This window comes from Moraxella caviae (genome assembly GCF_002014985.1).
GTDB classification, from domain to species: Bacteria; Pseudomonadota; Gammaproteobacteria; order Pseudomonadales; family Moraxellaceae; genus Moraxella; species Moraxella caviae.
This window is the reverse complement of the sequence record NZ_MUXU01000074.1, coordinates 1-4,007: the sequence shown is the minus strand read 5'-3', so window position 1 is coordinate 4,007 and position 4,007 is coordinate 1. Positions and strand designations below refer to the sequence as shown.

Here is a 4,007-nt window from a genome sequence, read left to right as displayed (position 1 = left end):
ACATGGAAGGATTTGGGGTAGAAAATACGAAACATGGAAAGATTTGTGGTCTAATAAATATAAACAGATATATTAGTTAATATATGTAAAAACAACCAAAAACTAGAATAATTGGTCAAAATAGGGCTGAAACATGGAAAGATTTGTGGTCAAAATTACCAAAAATTAGCGAAACATGGAAAATTTTTTTTGCTTTCCATGTTTTGTGATGTTATTATACACCCAAAGTTGATGCCAATTTGGGGCAAATTATGAGTAATTTGGATCAAAAAACACAAAATTTGATGGGGATTTTTGCGAACATTATTGAGCATATCCCACATGAACAGCTTAATGAATTGGTACAAGCCAGCCTACAAGATAGTGCTGACAAAAAAGCCATTCACCCATCCAAAAACCAATGGGGGCAGATTTATAATAACGATTATGTGGTCATGCAAAATCGTATGTTGCACGCTATCAGCCATCTGACTTTAAACGAAAGACGCTTAGTGCTGATGCTGGCAACGGTAGTGCGTGGTGCAGTAGAGCTTAACCCTACACAAAAAACATTTATCATCACCGCTGAAGAGTTTGGCACGATGTTTGAGATCCCCCAAAAAAGACAATACGAAACGCTTGAAAGCGTGTCAAAGTCACTGCACGGAAAAGTGTTTTATTTTTGGGATTTTGAAGCCAATGCCAAGCAAGCTCAAATTACCAAAAAAGGTAAGCGAGTGGCTGAAGTGGGTGTCAGCTGGGTGGGTAAAGCCACTTATCGACATGGCGAAGGCAAAGTAGAGCTGCTGCTCATTGATGATGTTATTGAAATGCTGTGCATCTTTGACAAGCACAACACTTTCACCAAGCATAAAAAAGAGTGGGTTTCAAAGCTCGGCGCTTACGGTATCATCCTTTTGCAACAAATAGTTGCAGCTGACCATTCGGATAATGTGTATAAAGACGAAAAAGGTCAAATCATCGACCCTTATTTGCGCACAGTGAACTATACGATTGAGTTTCTGCGCAATAAATTTGACTGCGTGAATACTTACCCTGCTTTTTCTGACTTCAAGCGCTATGTGCTGGATAAAGCCATCAAAGATATTCACCAGCACACACCCTATCGTATCGAATACAAAAAAGTTAGTGAAAAAAGGCAGGTAGTCAGTCTTGACTTCACCTTTAAAAATACTGAAGCGATTGTACCGAAACAGGTTGAAGACAAAGATAAAGATAAAATCATTAACTGGTCAAACTTTAAAATGACCACAAAGCAGCTGGCAATGTTCGCTGACAAAATTGCTGCCGCTACTGGCGACAACGCCGAGAAAGTCGCTGAACGCTTGTCAGATGTCTGCCGCCAAGAACGCTATGTAGAGCGGTTGCAGGAATTAGGCTTTAAGCCTTCTGCTTGGTATGATGATGAAGAAGTCAAAGCAATGCAAGCGGCGCATAAACAACGGCAGACACTTAGACAATATGAACGGCTTAAGCAGCAAGAGCGTGAAGAAGCAGAGAAACAGGCGGCCGAGGCAGCCGAGCGTGAACGCCAGCAGACACTTATCAAAATGGGTTGGTTTGATGCAGTGATGAAGTATGAAGCGCTGGATGCTGACGCTAAAGCAGCTGTACAGCAAGCTTACATTAGCAGATTGGATAGCACAGATGCTGGGGTGGCCAAAAGTAAATTTGCATTAGCGAAAAGACTTCGTATTAGAGAAACTGCAACAGCTATCGATGACCACCAAACATTCATTGATGTGATTAATCTGTTGTAGTGTCCGAATTTGGGCAGTCCCCAAGTCAAGGCTTGGGGATTTTTTTTTGTTGGAAAAAGTCGGGGTAAACATGGAAAGAAAAAATATTTTTCCATGTTTGGATTTTAGTTGAACATATCACGGTTGCGGAATTTGGCTAGGTTTTGGCGGTTGTATTCATCAACCATGCGGCGCAATTCTTGCGTGGCTGTGCTATGATTTAGCCGACACAATTCTTGGAATGTATCAATAGCATCTTTATTAAATACAAAGCTGGTGCGTTTGGTGTTTTCAGGATTTGATTTTGGTCTTGGCATGACAAAAGCCCTTTAAAAAATATGTGTAATATATGCCTATTATATGTATAATAGGCATATAAATCAAATAGGATGTGAAGATAATGAGATTAATTAACCTTGGATATTGACATTTTCAGCATGAAAAGCCACCAAATTGGAGATAAAAGTATATGGGAAAAATCGTTACTTATGATATTGACTTAACTAAAAAACCTAAGTTAAGCAAAGAATCAAAACTGCGTCTAAAAGCTTTGGAAGCAATGAAGGATGAAGAAATTGACACTTCGGACATTCCTGAATTAACAGCTGATTGGTTCAAAGGGGCTATCAAAAATCCGTTTTATAAGCCTGTAAATCATTAACAAAAAAGCAAGGTTAAAAGCCTTGCTTTTTCGTGTCAGAATTCGGGCGTTTAAATCATCATCCCAATCAGCACTGCAAAAATCATACCAACAAACAAGCCAGCAAATGCACCAATCAGCATATTTTTTTGTTTATTGACTTCGTTATTTTCGTTGTTAGCGATCCGTTTTAATTCATTGGTCAAGTTACCTTTGACTTCATTAATGATTTTTTCGTTCAGTTTGCCGTAAACATCGTTCACAATGAACTGTTTTTGGTTTTCCAACACTTCAGTTGTCTGCTTAACTTCATCTAGCCGTGCGGTCAAAGTTTTGACCGTTTCTTCAACTTGTTTGCTGAAGTCAGCAAGAGCCAAGCCAGTTGCATCAGCAACCGCTTCAGTGTGTTTGCTGATGATTTGGGCGTGATCAGTGTGCATTGACTTGATGTCATTTTTGACTGCTTCACTGTGCTTGCTTAAGTTTTCCATCATTTCTGCAAACACAAATGACTTCATATCAGACTGCGCATCAGCGAATTCTTGGCGAATCAGCTGTATCATCACGACAAGTGGATCATCAGGCGTTATTTGAATTTTCGTACGAGAAAAAATTTCAGTGACGATTTCATCAGCTTCAGCGACAACTGGCGCTGACTGTCCGAATTCGGACGGTTGGTCAGCTGTCTGCACAGCTTCAGTAGCTTGTTCAGTCTGTTCAGCTGATTGTTCATCAGATTTGGCATCTTCAACTGTATTATCTAGTGCATCATCAGACGCTTCAGAATCGCTTGTATTCGATTTTTGAGGGTCATCTGGTACATTACCATCATCTGAAATTTTAGGACGCTCTAGCGTTAATTTAGCAGCTAACGACATCAATTCCCCCAAACTGCATCAAGTTGGCTGAATACATCATTTTTGATGCGCTGTAAGCGTGACTTTTGCATAAAATTGAAGCTGGTATCATCTGCCGCTTCAGCAAAAGTCATGTTGTTGAATAATAGTGTTGTGAAATCACGCTCAAAGGTATCTTTGTTGCGTTTATCAACCACCACCTTGCCAATAATGTTTTCAAAATCAGAATAATCGATTCGTTCGGTTGGTGTTCCAAAAAAGTGATTTTCCCAAGCGATCACTTTAGCATTGGGAAAAGCGCCAGCTAAAGCCCAAAGGCAGCGTTCAGTTTCAGCACCTGAATGACCAAAGTTGACAGGGCAGTGAATATAAACTTCTTTATCCAAATCGGCCAGCTGATTAAGCGTGTCGTTTGAGATTAAATAACTGGTGATAGCCAAGTATTCACCTGAACCAGTATCTACCACCATTGGCGAATCAGATTCAGCAAAGGTGCTAATAAACTGGTCAAACATTGAGCTGTCAATTTCTTTTTCAAGACCGACATTTTTGATGATTTCTAGTTTATCAACATTCAAGGCTTTAAATGCACCTAGTGTTTTGTTGTTTGGGTCAGTATCGACCAACTGCACATTGTCAATACCGAGCCGTTCGACAAAATACTGTGACAGCAAGATTGCACAGACTGACTTGCCAGCACCACCTTTTGATTGCATGACAAAATGTAGTGTATTTTTTGGGATATACATATTTATGGCTATTTTCAAAATC

5 protein-coding genes are annotated in these 4,007 nt (G+C 39.8%); 2 read left to right on the top strand and 3 right to left on the bottom strand.

Annotated features, from left to right (window positions below):
* Positions 1-251: 251 nt before the first annotated feature.
* A complete protein-coding gene (locus B0181_RS10285; protein ID WP_078277408.1) occupies positions 252-1,760 on the top strand; it encodes a replication initiation protein in 1,509 nt (502 codons plus the stop codon).
* 104 nt (positions 1,761-1,864) lie between these two features.
* On the opposite strand, the gene B0181_RS10280 is transcribed toward B0181_RS10285, so the two are convergent.
* Complete coding sequence (locus tag B0181_RS10280; protein WP_078277407.1) at positions 1,865-2,056, bottom strand: hypothetical protein; 192 nt, start codon at positions 2,054-2,056, stop codon at positions 1,865-1,867.
* A gap of 152 nt (positions 2,057-2,208) precedes the next feature.
* Here B0181_RS10280 and B0181_RS10275 point away from each other — a divergent pair, with 152 nt between their 5' ends.
* Entirely contained in the window at positions 2,209-2,400 is a 192-nt protein-coding gene (locus B0181_RS10275) for a hypothetical protein (protein WP_242620167.1), read from the top strand.
* Positions 2,401-2,450: 50 nt separating this feature from the next.
* Here the strand turns inward: B0181_RS10275 and B0181_RS10270 are convergent, their stop codons facing one another.
* Positions 2,451-3,257: a hypothetical protein gene (locus B0181_RS10270; protein ID WP_078277406.1), complete on the bottom strand. Its 807-nt coding sequence runs from the start codon at positions 3,255-3,257 to the stop codon at positions 2,451-2,453.
* On the bottom strand, positions 3,257-4,007 hold a 751-nt coding region (locus B0181_RS10265; protein WP_211276084.1), incomplete at its 5' end, for a P-loop NTPase family protein. The genes B0181_RS10270 and B0181_RS10265, both read right to left, overlap by 1 nt.

Coding starts and splice junctions, on each gene's coding strand:
- B0181_RS10280 (WP_078277407.1), bottom strand. CDS start 2,056: ATGCCAAGACCAAAATCAAATCCTGAAAACACCAAACGCACCAGCTTT.
- B0181_RS10270 (WP_078277406.1), bottom strand. CDS start 3,257: ATGTCGTTAGCTGCTAAATTAACGCTAGAGCGTCCTAAAATTTCAGAT.
- B0181_RS10285 (WP_078277408.1), top strand. CDS start 252: ATGAGTAATTTGGATCAAAAAACACAAAATTTGATGGGGATTTTTGCG.
- B0181_RS10275 (WP_242620167.1), top strand. CDS start 2,209: ATGGGAAAAATCGTTACTTATGATATTGACTTAACTAAAAAACCTAAG.